Genomic DNA, 19,699 nt, shown 5'->3' on the forward strand with positions numbered 1-19,699 from the left:
TGTCCTTTCGAGTGGGATGTGAGAATTTTCCTCGAAGGACCCACGGTGACCGCCCCCTTTTCAGGGCTACCGGTCACCGCCGGGTGTTACACCACTCTACGGGGCACTACTACCTGACAAGAATGCGAGCGGAATCGCCAGGAGTCGGAACCAGGAAAGTTCCACTGCGATAGTGCGCACGGCTGGCACGGCCCACATCGCGTAGGAGATATAGGCAATGGCAACGACCGCTGCACTGACCCAGCCAGGGCCCGGTACGGAATTCCCAATCCCCATAGCAGCGAAGAACCGGGGAGGATTGGGAAGAATCCAGAAGGCAAGGGCGGTCGCGAAACTGGCAATGACTCCTGCCGCCAGAAATACTGTTCGACGTCGTGCGGCTGCCTCTATCACAGCTCGGCTCCCTCTACTTCATGATTCTCCAGCGTCCGAGGATGTCTGCCGGCGTCGTCGATAGAGTGCGACCGTCCAGCAAGATTAGTGAGGTATCCCGCAACCTGGCGCCGCAGCTCCGTTTCAGGAAACCGTTCAGGCCGAGAGAGTGCGTTGACTGCCAGACCATCCATGAAAGCACGGAGCCTCGTCGCCTCAGCTGGATGCGAGCGGCCAGTAAGGGCCGTGACACTCCACAGGGCTAGATGGTCAAGCCCCTCCTCTGCCTCATCGAGCACATTGCGGTGGGCGCCACCGCGCAAAGTAACAATGGCACTGAACCAGACATTGGCTTCTGTACGTCGGACGTCATCGAGAGGCAGCGTCTGACCCCAAGCGTCAGCGACCTGATCAAAAATATCCCCACCTGCACCCGCCTGCGCGGGATACAACCGAAACTCTCCAAGAAACAGGAGGCACAGTTGGTCTCCGTCCACCGGGCGGGAACTAACGCAACGCCGGAACTCGCCGAACTCTTCTCCGTGGCCCGTTCAACCGTCTACCGCGCCATCAAACGCGCCGGAGGGACCGCCAGTTAAGTCCACAAAGTTTCACCACTCACCCACGGAATCAACACCGCTACGTCCTTAGTGTGAATTTTCGTACCGATCCTCCTCGGACCCCAACTCTTGGCCGCGAGGGCGCGGACACAGCCACGCGGAGGATGCGCCTGAAAAAATGAAATACCCTGCGTCAACGCGTTCGTTGATCTTGATTGACAAGTCGATTGTAACTACTAGTATGTACAGTATGAGTGAATCCACGAAGACACGGTTGATCGAGTCGGCCCGGGAACTACTGTGGGATCGCGGCTACACTGCGACAAGTCCGCGCGCCATCCTGGACGCGGCGAATGTCGGGCAAGGCAGCATGTACCACCACTTCCATGGCAAGGAAGACCTCGCACACGCGGCTATGCAAATAAACGCGGATGAAATGCGTGCCGTCGTGGAGAAGGACCTCGCAGCACCCGGGTCAGCCGTCGACAGGATCTCCCGGTACCTCCACCGAGAGCGCGAGGTTCTCCGTGGGTGCCGGTTCGGTAAGCTCGCCCAGGATGCCGAGGTGACCTCCTCGGAAATCTTGTACCCTCTCGTATCCGAGATGTTTGCGTGGCTACAGACTCGCCTCACGGAGGTCATCAGGGAAGGCCAGCGAAACGGCGAATTCCGCACACAATTGAACCCAACCGGGATTGCGGCCATGATCGCGGCGACGCTTCAAGGTGGCTACGTTCTTGCGCGCGCCGCACAGGATCCGGCAGCGTTCACATGCGCAATTGACGGCGCGCTCGAGCTCATTCGCACGTCCGCAACAAGTCACTGATGAATTTCCTTGGTCGCCTCGAGACAGTGACACCGCCTGGCTCGAGCCCGCCGAATTGCGCTGGCATAGATCGGCGCCCAAAACGATGCCCTGACACCCGCCCACCAAGTCCGCCATTCACGGAGGAACCTCGCCAATGATTGCCGCCCAATACGAAATCACGCTGCCAGCCGACTACGACATGGACATCATTCGCCGCCGAGTTGCCGCACGCGGCCATGCTTTGGACAAACGCCCGGGTATCGGCCTCAAGGCCTATCTCATCCACGAGATTGCCGACGGCTCCACCGCGAACGCCTATGCCCCGTTCTATCTCTGGACCGATCCCGACGCCCTCGCAGCATTCCACTGGGGAGGGCAGGGCTTCAACGGCATTGTCCGCGACTTCGGACGGCCCGCGGTGCAGACATGGATCGGAGGGCACTTCCACAGCGGCCCACGCTACAACCAAACGCCCGTGTACGCCACGAAGACGATCCTGGTCCCTGCGCTGGCCGGTGACCCGCAAAGTGAGGCCACCAAGCTCCAAGAGCTCGCCGAATCGATCGCCGAGAATGACGATACCCACAGCGTTGCGTGGGCGATCGACCCGACAACGTGGCACGGCATCATCTTCCGCCTCAGCACATCGCGCCCGCAGAACTCAGCAAACGCGACTGTCTACCAGGTACTCCACCTCTCGACGCCGGAGATGGACCAACTCCGCTAGCTCATGAGAGCCGAAGGGTCCGGACCTTTGGCGGCGGTCTCATCAAACCCCGCAGTGCTCTTTACGTGTCGAGGTTAGCTACGGAGCGATTTGTACTTTGCTATAAGCACCAAGCCGAAGTAGAAACACAAGGTGAAAAACACCACGACACCAAAACCGCCAGCAGTGCGGCCACCATTTCCTGCGGCTCACCCATCCGGCCGTTCCTTGATCACGGAGGCCGGGGCGCTCCGTGCAAGCGTACGTTGTCCGGCACGGTCGTAGGCGAAGACCATGAAGTCGCCGCTTCCACGGCCATAGGAAACTTTTCGGCAGTAGTTTGAGTGTCCCGAGGTACAGCATCTGTCGCATACAACGGAACTGTTACTCATTCGGTTTGTGTTGGGTGCAGGGTCCTTTCGCTGGCGGCCACTAATCCGCCAACGGTTCTGCACTAAGACGATAGTCCTCCCCGAGCTTTCGTTTGGATTCACCGATCTGAGACCGAACTGACGCACCTTGCCGTGGTACCGACCATTCACGAATTTCGGGGCAACGTCAAGGAACCCCAACGAGTCTTGAATGACGCTAGATCAAGGGTTTACGCTGCGTGATGCCGGCTTGAGTCAGGCGGCACGCCCCGACTACCGCGTTGCACCGTCGAGCATCTCCTTAGCCAGGAAGCGCACCCTCTTGTTGATGTCGTCCCGGACCAAGCGCATCCGCTCCATCCCCTCAATGCCGCGTTCAGAGGGCTCATCCGTGTCCCAATTGCGGACCTCAAGGCCGGGCACGGGATTCACCACAGCCTCACTGCCCAGAGTGATGACGAGGCCCACGTCGGCGAGCATGTCCTCGGTGATGGCCTTGGTGTGTTCACCGCTAATATCGACACCGAGTTCCGCCAGTGACGCCACGGACTGGGCGTTTAACGACGCTCCTGGCTTGGTGCCAGCGGTGTAGACGGTGACAGAGTCCCCCACTAGCTGGCGCATGAGGCCCCCGGCCATCTGGGATTTGCCACCATTTTTCACGCACACGAAGAGGACGCCGGGTTTGCTAGTCATGAATAATTCTTCTTTCAGCCGTGGGAATGGAAATGACGTTGGACTGCGTGGGAGGGTATGCCCAACACAGGAACGATTTGGGTGGTGAGGAGACGGTGGAGCATCGAGCCGGAGACGAGCTCATCAACTTTTGCGACAAACCCCGGGCGCCTGGCACCCACAACAATGGTGGAGGCCCCCACCTCCGCCGCCAGACGGCCAATCGCCAGGGCCGGGTCACCACCGATGATCCGCAACGACCACGGCGTCGCAAAGCTACCGGCACCGGCAGCAAGTGTCTCCTTCAGCTCCGTCGCGGCAAGAGAGGTTTCATCCTCCGGTTCAACGACCGGGTTCAGGGACAGGGGCAGGACCTTGTTTCCGGGAGTCCACTCGATCAGGTAGCTGGCCGGATCCACGAACGCCGCAATGAGTGGAGCATTCAGACTCTGCGCCAGTTCCAGGGCACTCTCCCAGACCCCGGGGTCTTGATCGGGCATGACCCCGACGATGACCGGGGACCCACTAAAACTCGCCTTGCCTGCTTGCTCGCTCATGACGGCACCTTCTTAGTCTTCCTTGTGGACGATTTTCAGTTCTGACAACAGATCCCGGACCAGCAAGTCGATCTCGTCCCGAATCTCCCGCGCCCCGGCCAGCTCCTGCTGGGCCGGATCTTCGATCTTCCAATCAAGATACCTCTTGCCGGGGTAGATCGGGCAAGAATCCCCGCACCCCATGGTGATCACGACATCGGCAGCCCGCACCACGTCGTCGGTCAAGGGCTTGGGGAACTCCTCGGACAAGTCGATACCCACCTCTTCAAGGGCCGCCACAACGGACGGCTCTAGCTCTGAGGCGGGGGCCGATCCGGCGGAGCGGACGTGCACCGCGCCCTGGGCGTGCTTGTTCAACAGGGCAGCAGCCATTTGGGAGCGGCCGGCATTGTGAACACACACGAAGAGCACTTCGGGCATGTCCCGGGCGATGGCACCCTTGGACTGGGCCAAGGCCTTGAGCCGGTCGGCGGCAAATCTGGCGGTGGTGGCCGCCAGATAGGTGTGGATCCGCGACGTCCGGGCCAGGGCCGTGTAGGACTCGAAGACGTAGCGTTCCACGGTCTCAGCGGCAAAGACACCGGTGAATTTTTCGGTGAGCTCGGCACTGATGCGCTCCAGGACGGGGGTGTCGTCCTTGAGGCCGGTCAATACTGTTTCACGGTGCTTAGTCATGGCAGTTTCTTCCTCTCAATCTGTGATGGTGTCCGAACGTCCGTGAGCCAGCCCGGTAGGTATGCCGATCAGGACCGGCTCCGGGGTGCCGCAGCAAGACGCTGCCGGCTCATCCGCGGGCGTGCTTTCAACTGTGTTGCATGCAGCGGCGCTGACCTCGGTGGGTGTGTCGCAGCTGCCACCGAGGTCGGTGGAGCAGACCCCCGTTTCAGGCAGTTCGAGGTGGACCTGATCGGCAGCAGTTTGGTCCCCGGCCAGGGCGGCGACGATCGAGCGGACCTGCTCGTAGCCGGTTGCGAGCAGGAAGGTCGGGGCGCGTCCGTAGGACTTCATCCCGGCAATGTAGAAGTCCTTCTCCGGATGGGCTAGGACCCTTGCCCCGTGGGCTGGGACCGTGCCGCAGGAATGGAACTCGGGGTCGATCAAGGGGCCGAGTTCCCGGGGCGCCTCCACAGCCGGGTCAAGTTCCAAACGAATCTCTCGCAAGATCTCCAGATCGGGGCGGAAGCCTGTGGCCGGAATCAGCAGGTCCACCTCCAAGGTCACCGCGCCGTCCGGGGTAGTGCCGGTGACGGCCAGGCCCTCATCAACACTAAAGGAGGTGGCGGTGAAGGAGGTGTGCAGTTCAACATGGCCGTCCTCCACCAGTCCGCGCAGGCGCGACCCAAGCTGGCCACGGGCCGGCAAGCCGTCCAGGTCCCCTCCTCCGTAGAGGCGGGACGCGTCGGGTGCACGGACGGCCCAGCTGATGCGGGTGCCCGGCTCGTTTTTGGCGAGCTGCCCCAGGGAGAGCAAGGTGTTCGCCGCCGAATGGCCGGCCCCGATGACCAGCACATGCTTGCCGGTGAACAGTTCCCGGTCAGCCCCTGTCACGTCCGGCAACGGTTCGGTGATGTATCCGCCCGCCTTGGCTTCGGCTTCCCCCGACGCAGGTAACCCGGCTTGTCCTAGGGGGTTGGGCTGCGCCCACGTGCCGGAGGCGTCGATGACGGCCCGCACCTGGTGATCTGTCACTGTCCCGTCGGCGGTTTCGACCCGAACCAGGAAGGGGCGCTCGTCTCGGCCCCGGGAATGGGTTTTGTCCATCCCGACACGGCTCACAGCCGTCACGGTGGAGGAAAAGTGCAGGGCGGCCTTGATGGAGGGGGTGTGGGCCAGCGGCTCCAAGTACGCCTCGACCAGCTCGGCACCGTAGGGAATGGACGTGAGCCGGGGTTCGATCCACCCAGTGGGTTCAAGCAAGCGCCGGGAGGCGGGGTCGATGTTGTGCCGCCACGGGGAGAACAGCCGGATGTGTCCCCATTTCCGAATGGCCGCACCGACGTGCTCGCCCGTTTCGAAGATCAAGGGTGTGAGCCCGCGTTCAATCAGGTTTGCCGCCGTGGCCAGGCCTACCGGGCCTGCCCCGATGATGGCCACTGGCAGGTCATTGCGATGATCGGTCATGTTCTGAGTGCTCCTTGCGTTGTTCACTGGCGGGTACGTTTCAAGGACCTGGCCCGCCTAGGCGTGGCTTGACTCTTCCACCAGTGCGGTGGCGATACTGTCGGCGTCTTCCAACGCGGCGAGGTAGCGTTCGGCGTCTAGAGCCGCGGCGCAGCCGGTCCCGGCCGCGGTGATGGCCTGCCGGTACCTGTGATCAACGGCGTCCCCACAGGCAAAGACGCCGGAAAGGTTCGTCACTGTGGTTGGCGCGTCAACCCGGATATAGCCTTCATCATCCAGGTTGATTTGTCCGGCGACCAGCTCGGTGCGCGGCAAGTGCCCGATCGCCACAAAGATGCCGGTGGCTGCCAGCTCGCGGCTTTCCCCGGTAACGGTGTCCCGCACGGTGACACCTGTGACCTTGGTGTCGCCGTGGATGGCGGTGATGGCGGTGTTGTAGGCGAAACGGATCTTCGGGTTGTCCTTGGCCCGTTGGGCCATGATCTTGGAGGCGCGCAATTCACCGCGGCGCACAATCACCGTGACGGATTTCGCGAAGCGGGTCAGGAACGTGGCTTCTTCCATGGCGGAGTCTCCGCCACCCACCACGATGATGTCCTGCTCGCGGAAGAAGAACCCGTCACAGGTGGCGCACCAGGATACGCCGTGACCGGAGAATCTTCTCTCCTCGGGCAGGCCCAGCTCCTTGTAGGCGGAGCCGGTCGCCAGGATGACCGCGGGAGCTTCGAAGCTCTCCCCCGCCGATGTCGTGACACTCTTGAGATGCCCGGTGAGAGTGGTCGAGCTGACGTCGTCGAAAATGATGCGCGCGCCGAACCTTTCGGCCTGCTCCTGCAACCCATCCATGAGTTCCGGGCCCTGAATGCCGGCGGGGAAGCCGGGGAAGTTCTCCACTTCGGTGGTGTTCATGAGTGCACCTCCCGCGGTGACGGCGCCGGCGATGACCAGCGGTGCCAGCCCTGCCCGGGCGGCGTAGATAGCGGCCGTGTAGCCTGCGGGGCCGGAGCCGATGATGATGAGTTGTTCAGTCATGGCGGGAACCTTTTCTAACTAGTCGGGAGGAGTTCGGCGATGAGTGCCTGGATGCGGGCCTTGATGTCGTCGCGGATGGGGCGGACGGCGTCCACACCCTGCCCGGCGGGGTCCTGAAGTTCCCAATCTTCATACCGCTTGCCCGGGAAGATGGGGCAGGTGTCGCCACAGCCCATGGTGATAACGACGTCGGACTCCTTCACAGCATCTGTGGTGAGGACCTTGGGGATCTCGGTGGACATGTCGATGCCCTCCTCAGCCATGGCGGCCACGGCCGCCGGGTTGACCGAGTCGGCAGGGGCGGAGCCGGCGGAGCGAACCTCGATAGCGCCGTTGGACAAGGTGGTGAGGTAAGCGGCAGCCATTTGCGACCGTCCGGCATTGTGCACGCAGACGAACAGGACGGAGGGCTTCTTTGCGGTTTCGGTGGTGTTCATGGTTCAGGCTCCTGTCGGAAGATTGTGGGAAAGGGGTTGGTGGGTGAAGAATCGTTTGCGCGCCCACAGGGCCACGTAGACCAGCGCCACGAGGACGGGCACTTCAATGAGAGGACCCACCACGCCGGCCAAGGCCTGGCCGGAGGTGACACCATAGGTGCCAATTGCGACGGCGATGGCCAGTTCAAAGTTGTTGCCGGATGCGGTGAAGGCCAGGGTTGTGGTCTTGGCATAACCCAAGTTCAGTGCACGGCCAATCACCATGCTGGCGCCAAAGACGACAATGAAGTACACCAATAGCGGCAAAGCGATCCGCGCCACGTCAACGGGGTTGGAAGTAATGGAGTCACCCTGGAGTGCAAATAGCAGCACAATGGTGAACAACAAGCCGTACAGCGCCCACGGTCCCAGCTTGGGCAGGAACGTGCCTTCATACCAGTCACGGCTCTTGGCTCTCTCGCCGAGGGTGCGGGTCAGGAAACCCGCCACCAAGGGAATGCCCAGGAAGATCAGCACCGAGGCGGTGATGGCCCAGAAGGAGAAGTCCGCCGACGTCGTCGGGAGTCCCAACCAGCCGGGCAGCACCTGCAGGTAGAACCACCCCAGAGCACCGAATGCGAAGACCTGGAACACGGAGTTGATCAACACCAACACTGTTGCAGCCTCCCTGTCACCGCAGGCCAGGTCATTCCAAATCATGACCATGGCAATGCAGCGGGCCAGACCCACGATGATCAGCCCGGTCCGGTATTCGGGGAGGTCTGGAACAAAGATCCAGGCCAGCGCAAACATGAAGGCCGGGGCGGCCAGCCAGTTGATGAGCAACGAAGTGATGAGCAGCTTTCGGTCCGCCAACACTTTGCCGGTTTCGTTGTAGCGAACCTTCGCCAGCACCGGGTACATCATGACCAACAAGCCCACGGCGATCGGCAGGGACACCGAACCGATCTTCACCGCTTCCAGCGCCGTGTTGAGGCCGGGAACAAAACGCCCCAACAGCAAGCCCACCGCCATGGCGGCAATAATCCATACCGGTAAGAATCGGTCAAGAGTGGAGAGCTTGCCAACCACGGCAGCCTCACCCGGGGCTGACGTGGTTACGGTGGTGGTACTCATGCGGCTCCTAGCCAGTCAAACAAAGATTGAAGATTGTCGATACAAAAAGTATTGACCCGAATATCGACAATTGTCAATCTATGGGCATAATGGTTACATGAACACTGCGTTAACGGTGCCGACAAGCACAGAACAGCTCTGCTGCGAACCCAGCGCACAGCCCGTACTCAATGCTGCGGACGCCCAGGAATCGGCCCGAATCCTTAAGGCGCTTTCGGATCCGAACCGGTTACGCCTGCTCTCCATTGTTAAGGCCGGCGACGGCGGCGAGGCGTGCGTGTGCGACCTCACCGAACCGCTGAACTTGGGCCAACCCACAGTCTCCCACCACCTGAAGATTCTGGTCGACGCCGGTCTGCTGGAACGGGAGAAGCGCGGAACCTGGGCGTATTACTCCTTGGTACCTGGCGCGCTGGAACGCGCCGCAGGGATCCTCACCACTTTGTGAGCGCTGCCCCCAACTATTTGACGCCCCGTGTAACACTTGATTCATGGATCTCGAGGTGACACCCACGCTCACCATCCCCGCAGCTGAACTGAACTGGCGGTTCTCACGGTCTTCGGGGCCCGGCGGCCAGCATGTGAACACCTCGGACAGCCGGGTGGAACTGCTGTGGAACATTGCCGACTCCGCTGTTCTCTCCGAGGAACAGCGCGAAATGCTCCTGGCCCGGCTGGGGCGCCGGCTGGTTGGTTCAACTATCACCGTAGCCTCCTCGGAGCAGCGCTCTCAGCTCCGCAATCGCGAAAGCGCCCTGCGGAAATTGGCCGAGCTCGTGGCGACGGGCCTTGCTCCCGCCGCGGCGGCGCGCCGCCCGACCAAGTCCAGTCGCGGATCCAAGCTGCGGCACATGGCTGCGAAGCAACAACGGTCCGCCACCAAACGGCAACGCCAACGCCCCTACGCCGACTAGCCGGGCCAGATGCCGCAGCTCAGCACTCAGCTCGCTGCGTTGGGCCGGGCCAAGGACTTCTTGGCGGCAGCAAGGACCAGATCGAAGACGACGAAAACGGCAAGGCTGAGGCCCAGCAGCGGGAGTGCAATTCCCACTGCCACAGCAACAAGGACAACGAGTGCAGTCAGTGCTCTTGGCGCCGTGCGCAGGACTCGTGCCGGTGTTCTTCCCACGGCCCAGGCACTTCCGCGGGTGGGGCGGCGCTTCCACCACATAAGATAGCCGCCGACGATGCTTGTGACCAGGCCCAGGGCGATGGCAGCAAGCACCAGCTGGTTGGCCAAGCCAAAAAGAACGCCCATGTGTGCGTCGATGCCCCACCGGGTGAGTTTGGCGGCCGGATTGAAGTCGTTGAAAACCAGGCTCCCCGTCACCTTCATGGTGGCCGGATCGAGGGCGACGGCGTCAACCTCCGTCGGCCAGGAACGCTCAATTTCAGACACGGTCCAGGCCTTTCCCTCACCTGCCGGCGGTTTGATCTCGACCTTTGCGGCGTTGATGATCGGCTCGCGGCGTGCGCTTTGCAGTACGTGGTCGAACATTGCCGGATCGGTCCCTGCGGCAGCACTCGTGCCAGATCCGTGGTGATCGTGCTCCCCCGCCGGGGCTCCCGCCGCCGCCGCCGGGTCAAGTGAGGTTGCAAGTTTGGGCGTAGTCCAATCCAAGGAAGTTCTGAGCGTGCTGATGTTTTCCCCGGCCAGTTGTGACCAGGTCAGGCCCGTAGCGGACAGGAACAGCAACCCAATCAGCAGGACGACACCGCCGCTGCCGTGAAGTCCCGCGATGCGCGCCCGGCTGGACTTGCTGGGCTTGCGTGAGTCGGCGCCGTCGGACTTCTTCCTGCGCTTGGGCTTGGTCAGCCACAACACCAGTCCGGCCAGGGCGATGACCCAGAGCCACGAGGCCGCCAGCTCGCTGTAGTAGCGGCCGAACGTGCCCAGATGCAGCGTCCTGTGCAGTTCATCGATTCAGGTCCTGAAAGGCAGGATTCCGGATGTTCCGTAGACTGTCAGGTCGCCACGGACCTCTGCATTTGCGGGATTGATGAAGATTGCCCGTGACTGGGACTCCCCCAGCGTTGGATCAGCGAACATGACGCGTGTGGTGTCACCTGGCCGCGGGGCCGGGCGAACTGCAGCCGGGTCCTGGCTCCCCACAATTTCTTGGGCTGCCAGGATCTGTTGGCCCAATGAAACCGATGTTGTGGAAACTGGAACGCGGAGTTCGTGGCTGTAGATGCTCTCTTCCAGCGCCGGCGTCAGAGCATACAGCGCACCTGAGAGAGCGGCGATGATCAGGAACGGACCCACAAAGACACCAGCGTAGAAGTGTAGCCGCATGATCAGTGCCCGCAGAGGGCTCCTTGCCGACCCACCCGGCGGGGGTGAAGTTGGCGCACCTTGGGGTCCTCCCGGAACTGTTGGAGTGATGGTGTTGGTCATTGTTTTTGTCCTCGCAAAAATGGCCCGCCGCCGCATGAGTCAGACGGAGGGCAAGAATGAAATAGGGGGCGCGGCGCTCGCCCACCAGGGTGTTGCAGTGGTGGGCGGGCACCGCGCCTAGTTAATTGCCGGGCTCAGCTAAAGAGGTCCTGGCCGATGAATCCACCCGCCGGGCAGCCGGGCGGGATGGCGAATACGGCTGACCCGATGGGCGTGGTCCATTCGTTGAGTAGGTCCAACTCGTCGAGCCGCTTTTGAATGGGAACGAATTGGCGATCAACATCGGCTTGGTATGCGACAAAAATCAAGCCGGAGTCGGAGACGCTTCCGGGCCCCGGGGCAACATCGTAGTTGTAGGCTCTGCGGTGCAGCCGTTGCGTCGTGTCATCGGGCCGGGCCCGGCGCATGTGCGCAAAATCGGCGATCACAGGGAAGCCCACAGGGTTGAGCGCTGCGAAATCCGGTTCGTCATGTTCACGGGTCCCGGTGAGTGGGGCCCCGGTTTTCAAGGTCCTCCCCACCGATTCTTCGCGTCCCGAACGATCAAGCTTGTCCCACTTGTCCAGATTCATGCTGATCCGCCGGATTACCACGGAGGTTCCATCCTGCACCCACGGCGGGATGTCGTCGTGCCCCCAGACAATCCGTTCCATACCCTCGCTGCCGATCGCCGGATTCGTGGTTCCATCAACCTGACCAAACAGATTGCGCATGGTTGTTCCCGGTTTTTCTGTCCCGTAGGAGCGCCGAAAACCACTCTGAACCCAGCGCACAGTAGTGAAGCTTCGACTGTCCTTGAGCAGCATGCGCTGCGCATGGGCAACCGTCAGCGGGTCATCGGCGCAGATCTGCAGCAGCAGATCCCCGTCACCAAATTCGGGGACGAGCTTGTCGATGGAAAAAGCGGGTAACGACTTCAACCAGCCCGGAGCCTTACCCGGAGCTACCAGTTGTAGTGCCTTGGGACCGAATCCGAACGTCACAGTAAGGTTCGCCGGGCGCAAGGCCAACTCCCCTTCGGTGTCAGCCAATGCCGCCTTGCCTTGGGTTAGGTTCGCCGCATCGAGACTCAAAAGTCGCAGAAGAGCCTTGAACCGTTCCCGGCTGACGTCGGCATTGAGGTCAAGCGCCACGAATACGCCGTGGGCCTGCGCTGCCGTGGTGACTCCAGCTTGCCGTGCACCGTAAAACGGCACGACGCCGGCACCATTGGAACCGGCATCAACGGAAGGCTCCGTACTGGCCGCATTGTTCGTTGCCGAGGTCAGCTGGGCACCAACGGCTGCTATTGCTCCGACGCTGGCGGCGGCGCCACCAAACAACAAATGACGACGCCGGAGCGCGCCACCACGCGCTGGGGTGATCGGCGCCGTCGTGCCAAGATCCTCAGTTGGCACCGTGATCCATCGATCCGTGGTCCATGGTGCCGTGATCCATAGTTGCACTGTCGGTGGGCTCCTCGCCCCCCGTGTAGTTCTCGTTGGCGCCGACAAAGTCTTTGCCCTGAGCCTTAAAAACGACGTCGGGCCCGTCGTTGATCTTGAGCGTGAAGGTGAGGTCGTCGCCGGCTTTCACTGGCTTCGTCAGGCCCATGAGCATGATGTGGTTGGCGCCGGGCTCTAGGACAAGTTTGCCCTTGGCGGGGATAACGAACCCGCCCTTTTTTTCCTGCATTTTCATGGTTCCATTGCTGCCCATAACAGTTTCGTGCAGTTCAACCATTTTTGCGGCAGGTGTGGCGGCGCCCACAACTGTGACGGCCTGGTCGGTGGTGTTGGAGATCGTGCCAAAGGTGGCGGACATGCCCGACTCCGCCGCCTTAACCCACGGGTCAGTGACAGCAAGCACGGCAGCGTTTTGGCTGGCCGAGACAGTTGCCGAGGGTGCGGCAGCTGAGACGCCTTGCCCGCAGCCGGTCAGTAGCAAGGCGGATGCGGCAAGGGCGGACAAGGCGGAATACGAGTACTTCTTGTTCATGATAAAACTCCTAAGGGTTCCCTGGCTGCCACCGAGGGGCAGCCGGGACAAAAAATGGTGGAAGAGTTGCTCAGTCCTGATCAGCGCGAATGTGCCGGCGGACGGATGACAGCGCGAGATAGGCCAGGTACAGGACCAGGCCAGCACCGGCACCGAAAAGGGCAGGAATACCCCACGCCGGGAACGCCGAAGCGGCTGGCCCGGCTACACCGGATGCGGCCGCCGTGGTGGCGGCTGGTTCCTGTCCTGTGACGTTCGGAATCGAGCCCTGCTGTGCCTTCGCACCAACAAGGAACGAGTACGCGCCATTGATCGGATGCCCATCGCTGGATACCACCCGCCAGCGCACCTGGTATTCGCCTTCGGGCAGGTCCGCAACCACTGGCTGGCTCAATGAGTCCCGGTCCAGGGTTGCCGTTCCCCTCGCCCAGTTCTTCGAGCCGGCATCGACGATGCGGATCTCATAACCCAGGGTGAGCAGCGGTGCACTGAAGGATAGTTTCACGGACGATGGAGCAACGCCGAGGCGCTCTTCTGGTGTGGGATTGGACGAAATTAGTTGGTCGTGGGCTGACGCTGGCGCCGCTGTGACAAGGCCAAAGCCAAGGCACAACAACGCAGCGATCACCAGTGATCGCACGACTAAACTGGAATTCCGCCATGACGGTAGGTGCAAGTTTTCTCTTGCCATGGCTACTTTCCTCCCCGGCCACGTTCGACGTCGGACGGGGTTTGTCAGGATGAACGGCGCAGTGCGCCTAGGACATAGCTGACAGGGACGGCGGGCCCCGGTATCGCGACACGCTGCAGGGAATGCCCATGCTGGTTAGTACGCGCACGGGCCAGGCACCGGGGTTAGGCGCAGGATCAGCCTCGGCGGCCAGGACGGTCACCAGCACGAGGAGGGGGGCCACCCGCAGTCGCAGTGCGTCCATCAAGGCCACGGCAACTGATTCGCCGCGGCGGAGGACGGCAACCGTAAGAACGGCGGCAACAATATGGCTCAGCCACATCGCCGGCGATGAATGGTCCATCACGGGCATTGCTGTTTGGGCGAGCTGAGCCGTCTCAACCATTTGATGCGTGGAATGACCTGTGTGGCCAGTCGATGCCGGCAGTGATCCGGTGGGTGTCCCGAGACTGAACAAGCCATGGAACATTGCTTGGCTGAGCAGAACCCCCAGCATCAGCCGCCACAGCGACAGCACGCGGCCGGCCAGGACGGTGCACACCAACCCCGAAAGAACTATCGACAGGATGAGCATCGGAACGACTGGGGTGTGGCCGCCGGCCAGGATATGAGAGGCGGCGGCGACTGCGGTTGAGATGATGGCGCCGATCCAACCGCGCACCATGCGTGCTGCCCTAGCCGTCACTCCATCACCCCCCATTTATCGTCGTCCAAGCTGGTAGTTGTGCTCGCCCAATTCTACGCACCGTAAAACTTGCTTTGCAACGCGGCGGGAGACCAAGCGCGCCGCGGCGGCAGCAGCTCGGAAGGCTAAGGCGTTGCGTGGCGGCCATCAACCCATGTCACCCTTGATCAAGGAACCACACGGCACGACGAGTGAATGACTGAGGCAGCACGTGGCGCAATTGATTGGGGAACCGGGCGTTCTGTCGGCGTTGGATAATGCTCTGACATTGTGGGAAGTATTTGCAGCAGCCAGAGGACACAAAGTCCTGAATCACGCGTCCTTTCTCGCCGTTGATTCAGGTGGCAGACCCGGCGGGATCCGCATACTCATTCGGGAACCGATCGTCGGTCCGGCGGATAGCGCAGTCCAGTAAGGACCCCATCGTCGTCGAGGATCCGTTCGGCGCCGTCGATCTGACCGGGCTCGGACTGGTGAAAACGGTCCTGCCCGTCATGGTCCATTTCTCGGAGCGAAGTGCGGCCGTCAGCTCCGGCAACGATGAAGCAGCCCGGATCACTGACCAGAAGTCCCTAGCCTCGCTGGAGAGGCTGATCGTCGAAGACTTTCCGACTCCTTCGTTCGCACCGTACACGGTGGGGCAAATGTTCCCTGCCACCCTTTTGTTAGGCAGCGGCGCCGAATTCTATGGGGTCCGTTGCAACGGAAAACTCGCAGGAGGCTGCATGACCATGACATCAGATTCTACGACGGGGATCTACTGGGTTGTGATCAACCGTGAATTCAGAGGCCGCGGATTGGGACGAAAACTCATTGCGAAGATCCTCCACGACAGCCCTCGCTGCACGGTGACTCTCACGGCTACGCCCGCTGGTGAACCTTTGTACCGCGCACTCGGATTCGACAGCGTCATTCCAGCTAATTGGTGGAAGAGGCCGAGCTAGCACGCCAAGTTGCCATGGTGAGCTCCGCGTCCGTTTTCCGAGCCACCGCTTTCCGAGTCAACGGCGAGGCTGCGGATAAGGGCTTGTCGCGACCTTTCGGGCTCCTTGTACGTAGTCCAAGGCAAGGTTCGAAGCGCCCAGTGCCGGCAAGCCGAAAGCAATGGGGGCCTCGTATTTCTGCAGCGTGAGCCGCAACGGGGCTATCATCGGAAGAAACCCACCTCTCGGAAGTGGAGCACCCATGCAGCTCGGCGCATTCTCAGTCAGCCTCACCGTCCAGGACATCCACGCCTCGGTAGCATTCTATGAAAAACTCGGCTTCGTCAAGCACGTAGGAGACATCACCCAAAATTGGCTGGTACTCAAGAATGGCGATGCCGTCATTGGGCTGTTTCAAGGCATGTTTGAAAAGAATTCGCTGACGTTTAATCCCGGCTGGAACCAGGACGCGCAGGGGCTGGAAACGTTCACGGATGTGCGCGAGATTCAGCAGCAGCTCAAGGCCGCGGGTGTGGAATTCTTGGCCGAGGCCGACGAAACCAGCACCGGCCCGGCAAGCTTCATCGTGATGGACCCGGACGGCAACCCCGTCATTGTGGACCAGCACGTCTAAGCACCACGTCGGCGGCGCTACAGGAGCGTTCCGACGCGGCGGACTCCCTCTTGAATCTGCGGGATCGACGCGGCACTGTACGACAGGCGAACATGGGGCGCGGGTGGCTCGTCGACGTAGTAATGCTTTCCGTCGCCGATGAACACACCCATGCTCTGGGCCGCAGTGGTGAGTGCTGTGGTGTTGGTGCCGTCGGGTAGCTTGACCCACAGGTGGATGCCACCGGAGGGTATATCAACCACCCGCGCGCCGGGCAAGGAGTTGTGTACCGCGCTGACCATCGCGTCACGCCGCTCCCGCAGGCCCGTGCGCAGTCGCTTGACGTGGCGCGGCCAGGCCGAGGAGGCCAGCAGTCCCAACGCAATTTCCTGGGCGAGCGCCGGCACACACATGTCATCGGCGATGCGCGCTGTGCGCAGGCGTTCTCCCGCCGGTCCCCTGGCGGCAAGGGCACCGACCCGCAGGCCTGGGGCAGCCGGTTTGCTCAGTGTTGCGATGGAGACAACATGGCCGTCCGGGTCCTGGGTGAACAGTGGCGGCGGGGCCGATCCTTCCAACGACAGGTGCCGGGCCCAGTCGTCCTCGATAATGAACGCACCATAGTGTTTGGCCAGGGCCAGGACTTCGGCGCGCCGATCGGGGCTGAGGACAGCACCCGTGGGGTTGGCGTAACACGGCTGCAGGTAGATGAGCTTTGCGCGGGTGCGTTCAAGTGCATCGGCAAGTTTGTCCGGCCGGATCCCGTCGGCGTCGGCCGTCACCGCCGCAATGTCCAGGCCGGCAGCCTGCGCGGCGATGATGGCGCCGGGGTAGCTGGGACTTTCGGTGATGATGGTGGACCCTGGATCGGCCAGAGTGCGCATGGCAAACACCAGTGACTGCTGGCCTCCGGGCATGATGAGCACCTCCCCGGGTTCGGCGTTAAGGTCGGCGGCAAATGCACGCCGCAAGTCCGGCAGGCCCATGGGCGGTGCCATGGTCCAGGCCCGGTGGCTCTTCGCGCAGCGGGCCCCAATGGTACGCAGTTCATCGAAGGGTTGCAGCTCGGGCGAGAGGTATCCCCAGGAGAGCTGAACGTCGTCGCCCGTCCCCAAACCGCCGAACCGGCCCGTGCGGTTTGGGTCGACTCGGGAGCGGCCCAGCGCCGATGACTGCCACGCATAGTCCGGCTCCGGCAACGTATCCCGGCCGGCGACGAAGGTACCGCGTCCGGGCTCCGCCCGCACAATGCCACGCGTTGCGAGGGACGTGATCGCCTGCGTGATGGTTACCGGACTGGCCCCGTAAGTCTTCGACAGCGCTCTGACGGACGGAAGCTTGTGCCCCACCGCCATGGCGCTTGCCTGTAGTTGCAGAAGGTTTGCAATCTCGCTTGCTCTGTTATCACTCGACACACCGTTATTAGATAGCGTTACTGGAGTTGCGTCAAGATTGTTACTCCCGGTTGCCGGGGAAGGATGGCGGCGTCTAGGTTGGACACTAGTGGTAGACGCCGTCCAAACATGACTGCGTCCATACCTCATGCATTCATCGCTGACTGGGGACAAATCTATGGATCGCAACAAACGCAGCCTTCTCATCAATTGCCTGTCCGGGCTCGTGGCGGCGGCAATAACTGCGCTGTTTATGACCTTTGGAGGCTCGACTATCACCTACCTCCTCTTGGTGCCCGCAACCATGCTGACTGTCACCATTGTGGCTTCCGTGCACAGATATAGGGTCCAGCTCAGGAATCTTCAAACCCGCTAGGTGCAGAGCAAACACGCCGGGCTGCGGCAACTATGGGCCTGGGGCCGCCCGGTCAGGCCACACGGGTAGACTCCCTGAACATGAACGCCACGCCAAACACAGCCACCAAAACCATCCACGCGATCTTTCTCGATGTTGATGGCACCTACGCAGACTTCGGGATTGTCCCCGCAGCCCACGTTGCGGCAGTTCGTGCCGCACGCGAGGGCGGCCACATGGTCCTCCTGTGCACGGGCCGCCCGGTTTCAATGCTGCCGGAAAGCATTCTCGCGGCGGGCTTTGATGGTTTGGTTGCCAGCGCCGGAGCCTACGTCGAAGTAGCCGGCGAGGTGCTCCTTGACAGGCGTTTCCCCGCCGACCTAGCCGCCAGAACGGTAGCCGTTCTCGACGCGCACAAGGCTGTCTACGTCCTTGAAGCCCAGGAATCTATCCATGTGGCTCCGGCTAGGGAGGAACGGCTGCGCACCATCATCGAGTCACACTTCAAGCGATCTCCCGATGGCCAGGCCAAGGGTTCTTCGGCCATTCTGGGCTCGCTCAGCGCCTGGTCCGCGAGCAGCCCGGCGTTCGCCAAGGTGTCTGTGTTCGAGGCCCCCGTCGACATGGGCATCATTGCCGACGAAATCGGTCCGGACATCGCCGTCGTGGCCAACTCCATTGCCAGCGAAGGCACGCACGCCGGAGAGCTTTACCAGCGGGGCATTAGTAAGGCCGACGGAGTAGCGGCCGCCATTGACCGCCTCGGCATTGCCCGGGAAGACACCATAGCGTTCGGCGATGGCCAAAATGATCTGGAGATGATCGCCTACGCAGGTATTGGCGTTGCGATCGAAGGTTCCAGCCCGCAACTGTTGGCCCTGGCGGACCGCACCGCCCCGCCGCCCAACCGTGAGGGCATCGCAGGGTCCTTCGCCGAGCTTGGGCTGATCTGAGGCGGACGCTTTGGACGGTTCGTCGAGTCGGGTCCAGCGTCTCAACTAGTCACGCCGGCCCACTCCAGGCAAACGTCCACGCCCGGCCTCGGATGTGCGTCTCATTCTTCGCCGCGACCTAGGCATTCCCCGCACGGCAGGAGGCAGCCGGGGCGTCGCCTTATGCGATGCTTCGGAGCAGGCTCATCGCTTCAGCTAGCAGTGCCGCGTTGTTTGGCGCGGGCGATCCGTCGAGCAGGCACAAGGTGTCTTCCAAACCGATGCGTGTCGCGAGCCCCAGTTGGCTGGCGATCCGCAGCGCCGGCCAACAACTGCTCCCTTCGCCATGTAAAAGCACTGGAATACTGTTCGCGTTGACACTGCGAACAGCGTCGAGCAATTCTTTGGCTCGCGCGAGCGTTCCGGTGTCGTCCAAGCCGTCGGGCAGCTCTATCAAGACCCGCAGGCACCGGTCCCGGACCGGAAAGACGGCCCACGCCGCTACACCGTCGGCATGCCAGAGTCCGGCCTCCACGGCCACCCCACGCTCGAGCAATACTTGAGCGACGGCATCGGCACCTTCCTCGTGCCAGTTCACCGATGCACAGGCAGGCAATTTCGTCCAACGGCGAATGGCCGCGACCCGGTCATCGGGATCTGGCAGGGACCACGCGCCGGTCGTCACACCCACGGGCAGCCCCGGAGCGGCCGCCTCGATGGCCTCCAACACCGTTTTCAAGGTGTCAGCTGCGAAGGTGTCGGCCCCTTGACAGTTCTTCACGTGCAAGTGCACCGCGTCGGCACCGGCAGACCACGCCGCTGCGGCATCCGCGGCCAGTGCTACCGGCGTCGTTGGCAACGCGGGGTGCTCCTTCGGTGTTCGGGCACCATTCAGACACGCCTTCACCAACATGGACACCACTCTCGCTTTCTACTCCGATCTACCCGACCGGACGTGCTCCCATCTGGACCGGTA

General features: G+C 62.0%; 23 protein-coding genes and 1 pseudogene. 9 read left to right on the forward strand and 15 right to left on the reverse strand.

Translation table 11 applies throughout. The features are described from left to right. Positions 1-389: 389 nt before the first annotated feature. Positions 390-755, reverse strand: coding sequence for a TetR family transcriptional regulator C-terminal domain-containing protein (locus ACX80E_RS14760; RefSeq protein ID WP_459302813.1), 366 nt, complete (start codon positions 753-755; stop codon positions 390-392). Here ACX80E_RS14760 and ACX80E_RS14765 point away from each other — a divergent pair. From ACX80E_RS14765 to ACX80E_RS14775, 3 genes are all read left to right on the forward strand, one after another. After that, a complete protein-coding gene (locus ACX80E_RS14765) occupies positions 639-971 on the forward strand; it encodes a hypothetical protein (RefSeq protein ID WP_459302781.1) in 333 nt (110 codons plus the stop codon). The two genes, ACX80E_RS14760 and ACX80E_RS14765, sit on opposite strands and share 117 nt — an antisense overlap. Positions 972-1,182: 211 nt before the next feature. Continuing rightward, positions 1,183-1,758, forward strand: coding sequence for a TetR/AcrR family transcriptional regulator (locus ACX80E_RS14770; RefSeq protein ID WP_459302782.1), 576 nt, complete (start codon positions 1,183-1,185; stop codon positions 1,756-1,758). Between the two features lie 136 nt (positions 1,759-1,894). Then, positions 1,895-2,467: a DUF4865 family protein gene (locus ACX80E_RS14775; RefSeq protein WP_459302783.1), complete on the forward strand. Its 573-nt coding sequence runs from the start codon at positions 1,895-1,897 to the stop codon at positions 2,465-2,467. Between the two features lie 623 nt (positions 2,468-3,090). Here the strand turns inward: ACX80E_RS14775 and ACX80E_RS14780 are convergent. The 7 genes from ACX80E_RS14780 to arsB are packed head-to-tail and all read right to left on the reverse strand — an operon-like array spanning position 3,091 to position 8,755. Continuing rightward, positions 3,091-3,513, reverse strand: coding sequence for an arsenate-mycothiol transferase ArsC (locus tag ACX80E_RS14780; protein WP_459302784.1), 423 nt, complete (start codon positions 3,511-3,513; stop codon positions 3,091-3,093). Between the two features lie 14 nt (positions 3,514-3,527). Next, positions 3,528-4,049, reverse strand: a complete 522-nt coding sequence (locus ACX80E_RS14785; protein ID WP_459302785.1) for a universal stress protein — start codon at positions 4,047-4,049, stop codon at positions 3,528-3,530. 12 nt (positions 4,050-4,061) lie between these two features. After that, positions 4,062-4,724 carry an arsenate reductase ArsC gene (locus ACX80E_RS14790; protein WP_459302786.1) on the reverse strand — a complete coding sequence of 221 codons (663 nt, stop codon included), beginning with the start codon at positions 4,722-4,724 and terminating at the stop codon, positions 4,062-4,064. A gap of 15 nt (positions 4,725-4,739) precedes the next feature. Next, positions 4,740-6,170, reverse strand: a complete 1,431-nt coding sequence (locus tag ACX80E_RS14795; protein WP_459302787.1) for an FAD-dependent oxidoreductase — start codon at positions 6,168-6,170, stop codon at positions 4,740-4,742. Between the two features lie 57 nt (positions 6,171-6,227). Beyond that, positions 6,228-7,202 carry a thioredoxin-disulfide reductase gene (gene trxB / locus ACX80E_RS14800; RefSeq protein WP_459302788.1) on the reverse strand — a complete coding sequence of 325 codons (975 nt, stop codon included), beginning with the start codon at positions 7,200-7,202 and terminating at the stop codon, positions 6,228-6,230. Positions 7,203-7,216: 14 nt separating this feature from the next. After that, positions 7,217-7,639 (reverse strand): arsenate reductase ArsC, encoded by a 423-nt coding sequence (locus ACX80E_RS14805; protein ID WP_459302789.1) that lies wholly within the window; start codon positions 7,637-7,639, stop codon positions 7,217-7,219. A 3-nt stretch (positions 7,640-7,642) separates the two neighbouring features. Next, complete coding sequence (gene arsB, locus ACX80E_RS14810; protein WP_459302790.1) at positions 7,643-8,755, reverse strand: ACR3 family arsenite efflux transporter; 1,113 nt, start codon at positions 8,753-8,755, stop codon at positions 7,643-7,645. Between the two features lie 97 nt (positions 8,756-8,852). Here arsB and ACX80E_RS14815 point away from each other — a divergent pair, with 97 nt between their 5' ends. Next, positions 8,853-9,203 carry an ArsR/SmtB family transcription factor gene (locus ACX80E_RS14815; RefSeq protein WP_459302791.1) on the forward strand — a complete coding sequence of 117 codons (351 nt, stop codon included), beginning with the start codon at positions 8,853-8,855 and terminating at the stop codon, positions 9,201-9,203. 43 nt (positions 9,204-9,246) lie between these two features. Further along, on the forward strand, positions 9,247-9,669 hold the full coding sequence (gene arfB, locus ACX80E_RS14820; RefSeq protein ID WP_459302792.1) for an alternative ribosome rescue aminoacyl-tRNA hydrolase ArfB: 423 nt from the start codon (positions 9,247-9,249) through the stop codon (positions 9,667-9,669). Positions 9,670-9,695: 26 nt separating this feature from the next. Here arfB and ACX80E_RS14825 read toward each other — a convergent pair. Further along, positions 9,696-11,189 (reverse strand): annotated as a pseudogene (locus tag ACX80E_RS14825) (PepSY-associated TM helix domain-containing protein). On the opposite strand from ACX80E_RS14825, the gene ACX80E_RS14830 reads away from it, so the two are divergent. Continuing rightward, on the forward strand, positions 11,140-11,274 hold the full coding sequence (locus ACX80E_RS14830; RefSeq protein WP_459302816.1) for a hypothetical protein: 135 nt from the start codon (positions 11,140-11,142) through the stop codon (positions 11,272-11,274). The pseudogene ACX80E_RS14825 and the gene ACX80E_RS14830 overlap by 50 nt on opposite strands. Before the next feature lie 13 nt (positions 11,275-11,287). Here the strand turns inward: ACX80E_RS14830 and ACX80E_RS14835 are convergent, their stop codons facing one another. The 4 genes from ACX80E_RS14835 to ACX80E_RS14850 form a co-directional block, all read right to left on the reverse strand. Further along, positions 11,288-12,550, reverse strand: coding sequence for a Dyp-type peroxidase (locus ACX80E_RS14835; protein WP_459302793.1), 1,263 nt, complete (start codon positions 12,548-12,550; stop codon positions 11,288-11,290). After that, positions 12,540-13,130: a copper chaperone PCu(A)C gene (locus ACX80E_RS14840; RefSeq protein ID WP_459302795.1), complete on the reverse strand. Its 591-nt coding sequence runs from the start codon at positions 13,128-13,130 to the stop codon at positions 12,540-12,542. Before ACX80E_RS14840 ends, ACX80E_RS14835 begins: the two co-directional genes overlap by 11 nt. 70 nt (positions 13,131-13,200) lie before the next feature. After that, positions 13,201-13,770 (reverse strand): copper resistance CopC family protein, encoded by a 570-nt coding sequence (locus tag ACX80E_RS14845; RefSeq protein WP_459302796.1) that lies wholly within the window; start codon positions 13,768-13,770, stop codon positions 13,201-13,203. 118 nt (positions 13,771-13,888) lie between these two features. Next, positions 13,889-14,485, reverse strand: coding sequence for a hypothetical protein (locus tag ACX80E_RS14850; protein ID WP_459302797.1), 597 nt, complete (start codon positions 14,483-14,485; stop codon positions 13,889-13,891). A 515-nt stretch (positions 14,486-15,000) separates the two neighbouring features. On the opposite strand from ACX80E_RS14850, the gene ACX80E_RS14855 reads away from it, so the two are divergent. Then, the gene (locus ACX80E_RS14855) at positions 15,001-15,450 is read left to right on the forward strand and encodes a GNAT family N-acetyltransferase (protein ID WP_459302814.1); all 450 of its coding nucleotides are present in this window, start codon (positions 15,001-15,003) and stop codon (positions 15,448-15,450) included. 241 nt (positions 15,451-15,691) lie between these two features. Continuing rightward, on the forward strand, positions 15,692-16,063 hold the full coding sequence (locus ACX80E_RS14860; RefSeq protein WP_459302798.1) for a VOC family protein: 372 nt from the start codon (positions 15,692-15,694) through the stop codon (positions 16,061-16,063). A gap of 17 nt (positions 16,064-16,080) precedes the next feature. Here ACX80E_RS14860 and ACX80E_RS14865 read toward each other — a convergent pair whose 3' ends face one another. Next, positions 16,081-17,397 (reverse strand): aminotransferase-like domain-containing protein, encoded by a 1,317-nt coding sequence (locus ACX80E_RS14865; protein WP_459302799.1) that lies wholly within the window; start codon positions 17,395-17,397, stop codon positions 16,081-16,083. 495 nt (positions 17,398-17,892) lie between these two features. On the opposite strand from ACX80E_RS14865, the gene ACX80E_RS14870 reads away from it, so the two are divergent. Next, positions 17,893-18,744: an HAD-IIB family hydrolase gene (locus ACX80E_RS14870; protein ID WP_459302800.1), complete on the forward strand. Its 852-nt coding sequence runs from the start codon at positions 17,893-17,895 to the stop codon at positions 18,742-18,744. 160 nt (positions 18,745-18,904) lie between these two features. Here ACX80E_RS14870 and ACX80E_RS14875 read toward each other — a convergent pair whose 3' ends face one another. Continuing rightward, positions 18,905-19,636, reverse strand: a complete 732-nt coding sequence (locus ACX80E_RS14875; RefSeq protein WP_459302815.1) for a 3-keto-5-aminohexanoate cleavage protein — start codon at positions 19,634-19,636, stop codon at positions 18,905-18,907. Between the last annotated feature and the right edge of the window lie 63 nt (positions 19,637-19,699).

The sequence above is a fragment of the Arthrobacter sp. TMN-49 genome, from assembly GCF_054511095.1.